The organism is Streptomyces synnematoformans, assembly GCF_039531005.1.
Taxonomy (GTDB): Bacteria; Actinomycetota; Actinomycetes; order Streptomycetales; family Streptomycetaceae; genus Streptomyces; species Streptomyces synnematoformans.
Genome location: NZ_BAAAPF010000274.1, coordinates 1 through 4,654 on the forward strand (window position 1 = coordinate 1; position 4,654 = coordinate 4,654).

A 4,654-nucleotide genomic window follows, 5' to 3' on the forward strand; every position below is an offset into this window, starting at 1 on the left:
CGCTGGGCTCGCCCGGGCCGCCGGCCGGTGCCCCGGAGGCACCGCCCGCGTGCGGCTCATCCGAGGCCGGGGTTCCGGCCTCGGACCCCGCGCCCGCGGGCGGGGTTCCGGCACCCTCGGCATCGGCCGGTGCCGCGGTCCCCCCGGGTCCGGGGGCGGCCCCGGGCTCCGCGGCCCCCGGCTCCGTGTCGACCGCGATGATCGTCGTCCCGACGTCGACCGTGTCGCCCTCGGCGTAGCGGATCTCCTGCACCACCCCGTCGAACGGGATCGGCAGCTCGACCGCCGCCTTGGCCGTCTCCACCTCGCAGACCACCATGCCGTCGTGCACGGGGTCGCCCGGCTGGACGTACCACTTGAGGATCTCCGCCTCCGTCAGGCCCTCGCCCACGTCGGGCAGCCGGAACTCGCGGAGGCGCGCGGTGTTGCTCATGGTCACGGACACGCTCCCTCTTCAGTACGCCAGCGCGCGGTCGACGGCATCGAGTACCCGGTCCAGGTTCGGGAGGTACTCCTCCTCCAGCCTCGCCGGCGGGTACGGCGCGTGGAAGCCGCCGACGCGCAGCACCGGGGCCTCCAGATGGTAGAAGCACCGCTCCGTGATGCGCGCGGCGATCTCGCCGCCGGAGCCGTAGAACACCGGGGCCTCGTGCACGACGACCAGCCGGCCGGTCTTCTCCACCGAGCGCTGCACGGTGTCGAAGTCGATCGGCGACATCGAGCGCAGGTCCACGACCTCCAGCGACGTGCCCTCCTCGGCCGCCGCCGCGGCGACCTCCAGACAGGTCTTCACCATCGGCCCGTACGCCGCGAGCGTGAGGTCCGTGCCCTCCCGGGCGACCCGCGCCTCGTGCAGCGGCATGGGAATCGCGGAGCCCGCGGCGAAGCCGCTGTCAGGCAGGGAGACCTCGCCCTTGTCCCAGTAGCGCCGCTTGGGCTCGAAGAAGATCACCGGGTCGTCGCTGTGGATGGCCTGCTGCAGCATCCAGTAGGCGTCCGCGGGCGTCGAGGGCGAGACGCACTTCAGCCCCGCCACATGCGCGAACAGCGCCTCCGGGGACTCGCTGTGGTGCTCCACCGCGCCGATGCCGCCGCCGTACGGGATCCGGATGACGACCGGCAGCTTGACCGTGCCCAGCGCCCGCGCGTGCATCTTCGCGAGCTGCGTGACGATCTGGTCGTACGCGGGGAAGACGAACCCGTCGAACTGGATCTCCACCACCGGCCGGTAGCCGCGCAGCGCCAGCCCGATCGCGGTGCCGACGATGCCGGACTCGGCCAGCGGCGAGTCGATGACCCGCTCCTCGCCGAAGTCCTTCTGCAGCCCGTCGGTGACGCGGAAGACGCCGCCGAGCTTGCCGACGTCCTCGCCGATGACGAGGACCTTCGCGTCGTCCTCCATGGCCGTGCGCAGGGATGCGTTGATCGCCTTGGCCAGTGCCATCTTCTCGATCGCCATGATCAGTGCCCCTTCCCGGCGGCGCCCGCGTGGTCCGCGTCGTGATCGGCGAAGGACGCCTGGTACACCGCGTAGCGCGCACGCTCCTCGTCCACGACGGCGTGCCCGTCGGCGTAGATGTTCTCGAAGATGGCCATCGGCTCCGGGTTCTCCATGGTCCTGATGGCCTCGCGCACCCGCTTGGCCAGCGCGTCGCTCTCCTCGTCCAGCGCGGCGAAGAACGCCGCGTCGGCGAGGCCCTCCCGCTCCAGCAGGGTGCGCAGCCGCAGGATCGGGTCCTTGGCCTCCCAGGCGGCGCGCTCGTCGTCGCTGCGGTAGCGGGTGGGGTCGTCGGAGGTGGTGTGGGCGCCCATGCGGTACGTGTACGCCTCGACCAGCATCGGGCCCTGGCCGGAGCGGGCGTGCTCCAGCGCCTTGCGGGTGACGGCGAGCACGGCGAGCACGTCGTTGCCGTCGACCCGGACGCCGGGGAAGCCGTAGCCGGCGGCGCGGTGGTAGAGCGGGACGCGGGACTGGCGCTCGGTGGGCTCGGAGATGGCCCACTGGTTGTTCTGGCAGAAGAAGACGACCGGCGCGTTGTAGACGGACGCGAAGGTGAACGCCTCGGCGACGTCGCCCTGGCTGGACGCGCCGTCGCCGAAGTACGCCACGACGGCGGAGTCGGCGCCGTCCTTGGCGACGCCCATGGCGTAGCCGGTGGCGTGCAGCGTCTGGGAGCCGATGACGATCGTGTAGAGGTGGAAGTTGTTGCTGTTCGGGTCCCAGCCGCCGTTGTTCACGCCGCGGAACATGCCGAGCAGCAGCGTCGGGTCCACGCCGCGGCACCAGGCGACGCCGTGCTCGCGGTACGTGGGGAAGACGTAGTCGTCCGCACGGGTCGCCCGGCCGGAGCCGACCTGGGCGGCCTCCTGGCCGAGCAGCGAGGGCCACAGGCCCAGCTCGCCCTGGCGCTGCAGGGTGACGGCCTCGGCGTCGAAGCGGCGGGTGAGGACCATGTCGCGGTAGAGGCCGCGCAGTTCCTCGGGGCTCGGGTCGACGGCGTACTCGGGGTGTGCGACGCGCTCGCCCTCGGGGGTGAGCAGCTGCACCAGCTCGGAGCCGCCGGCGAGGGCGGCCGTCGGCGCGGCGGGGGCGCTCTGCGCCGCCTTCCTGGCCGGCGCCTTCTTGCCGGGTGCCTTCTTGGCGGCGGTCTTCTTCGCGGCGGTCTTCTTCGCGGCCTTCTTGGCGGCGGCCTTCTTCGCGGGTGCCTTCCCGGCCGGCGTCTTCTTGGCCGCTGCCTTCTTCGCGGGCGCCGCGGGTGCGTGGGCGGGCGCCGTGGGCGCCGTGGGCGCCGCCGTCGCGGACGCGCTCGCGCTCGCCGCGCCCGCCCTCACGCCGTCGCTCCCGCTGGTGCGCTTGCTGCTGCGGCGCGGGTCGCGCGCGGCAGTGCTCTCGGTCACGGTCTCTCCTGACGTCTCTCCGGCCCCCGGGATCGCCGGTGGCCTTCGGGTCCTCCGCGGCAGCGGAGGGCGGCTCACCCGGTTCCCGTACGTGCACGGGGTGGGTGCACGGGCGGGGGATCGGGTGTGACAGGCGCCCGGCATCCTTCCCACTGGCAGGCACGTTACACAGTGGTCCGGTGCTTCGCGATCCGTCCTGACCTGCGGTTTTGCTTTGATTTCCTAGTAATGCAGGGGGCGGGCCGCCGCGTCGGCGCCGGGTCCACTGGTCACAGCCTCGCAGGCTGCCGGGACACTGGCACGTTATCCCGGCGGCCGTGAGCGCGGGAAGACCCAGTATGTGAGACTGGGGATGTGGCCATAGATGGAAAAATCACCGTATTCCTACTCGATGACCACGAAGTGGTCCGTCGGGGGGTGCACGAGATGCTGGCCGCCGAGCCGGACATCGAGGTCGTCGGCGAGGCCGGCACGGCCGCCGACGCACTCGTCCGCATCCCGGCGGTACGGCCGGACGTGGCGGTGCTCGACGTGCGGCTGCCGGACGGCAGCGGCGTTGAGGTGTGCCGCGAGATCCGCTCCCGGAACGAGGACATCAGGTGCCTCATGCTCACGTCGTTCGCCGACGACGAGGCGCTCTTCGACGCGATCATGGCGGGCGCGTCCGGGTACGTGCTGAAGGCCATCCGGGGCAACGAGTTGCTGACCGCCGTACGGGACGTGGCCGCCGGCAAGTCGCTGCTCGACCCGGTCGCGACGGCGCGGGTGCTGGAGCGCCTCCGCGACGGCGGCCGCGGGCGGGACGACGAGAAGCTGGCCGGCCTGACGGACCAGGAACGCAGGATCCTCGACCTGATCGGCGAGGGACTGACCAACCGGGCCATCGGCGAACGGCTGCACCTGGCGGAGAAGACGATCAAGAACTACGTGTCCAGCCTGCTGTCGAAGCTGGGCATGGAGCGCAGATCGCAGGCGGCGGCGTACGTCGCCCGCCGGCAGGCGGAACAGGGCGACCGAGAGGGGTAGCGCCCGACCGCGGGGAGGGGGAGCGCGAGGCGCCGAGAGGCCCGGAGGGCGAGCGGCTGAGGGCCGGAGCCCAGGTGAGGGCCGAGCGGCCGCGGGAGCCGCAGTCCGGTGGCGCGGCCGGGAGACCGTTACGGGAAGCCGAAAGCGCAGCCCGTGGGGGTCCGGGGCGGACAGCTCCGCGGGGGCCTGGAGGCACAGCTCCGCGGGGTCCGGGGCCGCAGGCCCGTGGTGGGCCCCAGGGGCACAACCCAGTGCGCGTCCGAGGCGCAGCCCGGCGAGGGCCCGAGGGCGCCAGCCCCGTGGGTCTGGGGGCGCAGCCCCGCGAGGGCCCGGGGGCACAGCCCCCCGGGGTCAGGGGCCGCAGGCCCGTGGTGGGCCCCAGGGGCACAACCCAGTGCGCGTCCGAGGCGCAGCCCGGCGAGGGCCCGAGGGCGCCAGCCCCGCGGGGGGCGAGCGGGGCCCGGGGCGCAGTCCCGTGGGGGCCCGGGGCGTAGCCCCGTGCGGGCCGGGGCCGCAGGCCCGTGTGGGCCCAGGGGGACAGCCCAGTGCATGTCCGGGTGCACAGCCCCGCGAGCGCCCGGGGCGTAGCCCCGTGTCGGCCCGGGGCCGCAGGCCCGTGCGGGGCCGGGGCCGCAGCCCCGTGGAGGTCCGGGCCGCAGCCCCGTGGAGGTCCGGGGCGCAGCCCCGTGCGGGTCCGGGGCGCAGCCCCGTGCGGGTCCGGGGCGCAGCC

At 73.9% G+C, this 4,654-nt stretch carries 4 protein-coding genes; 1 reads left to right on the plus strand and 3 read right to left on the minus strand.

What is annotated here, in order from left to right:
* From ABD317_RS28725 to pdhA, 3 genes are all read right to left on the minus strand, one after another.
* Positions 1 to 433, minus strand: a 433-nt coding sequence (locus ABD317_RS28725) for a biotin/lipoyl-containing protein (protein WP_344293447.1), incomplete at its 3' end; no start/stop codon positions are given.
* A gap of 21 nt (positions 434 to 454) precedes the next feature.
* Entirely contained in the window at positions 455 to 1,459 is a 1,005-nt protein-coding gene (locus ABD317_RS28730) for a transketolase C-terminal domain-containing protein (RefSeq protein WP_027756860.1), read from the minus strand.
* 2 nt (positions 1,460 to 1,461) lie between these two features.
* The gene (gene pdhA, locus ABD317_RS28735) at positions 1,462 to 2,898 is read right to left on the minus strand and encodes a pyruvate dehydrogenase (acetyl-transferring) E1 component subunit alpha (protein WP_425582458.1); all 1,437 of its coding nucleotides are present in this window, start codon (positions 2,896 to 2,898) and stop codon (positions 1,462 to 1,464) included.
* Positions 2,899 to 3,252: 354 nt separating this feature from the next.
* On the opposite strand from pdhA, the gene ABD317_RS28740 reads away from it, so the two are divergent.
* Positions 3,253 to 3,924, plus strand: a complete 672-nt coding sequence (locus ABD317_RS28740) for a response regulator (protein ID WP_037784024.1) — start codon at positions 3,253 to 3,255, stop codon at positions 3,922 to 3,924.
* Positions 3,925 to 4,654: the final 730 nt, after the last annotated feature.

Coding starts and splice junctions, on each gene's coding strand:
- ABD317_RS28730 (WP_027756860.1), bottom strand. CDS start 1,459: ATGGCGATCGAGAAGATGGCACTGGCCAAGGCGATCAACGCATCCCTG.